The following is a 242-nucleotide window of genomic DNA, read 5'->3' on the forward strand; positions in this document are numbered from 1 at the left end:
TAATTTAGATTGAACAGCTTGATAAACATCTGGATTTGGCTTGCAGAGTCCGATTTCACTTGAAATCGTAATGCTGTTAACGAACGGAACGATTGGTTCCAATAATTCCGATAACCACTCGATTCGATGATTGCTGAGGATATGGATATCCGCAATTTGACTCCAATAGGCAAGGCGGTCGAATGCCGGTAAATAGTTAAGGTCCCTTTTAATAGACTCGCGCACTTTTTTTGCATCTACGG

1 pseudogene is annotated in these 242 nt (G+C 41.3%); it reads right to left on the minus strand.

Annotated elements, in window-relative coordinates:
* Positions 1 to 225, minus strand: a pseudogene (locus tag KVT27_RS25885) (haloacid dehalogenase); the annotation flags it as partial.
* Positions 226 to 242 lie beyond the last annotated feature (17 nt).

The organism is Lysinibacillus sp. GbtcB16 (assembly GCF_019091145.1).
Classification (GTDB): domain Bacteria; phylum Bacillota; class Bacilli; order Bacillales_A; family Planococcaceae; genus Lysinibacillus; species Lysinibacillus fusiformis.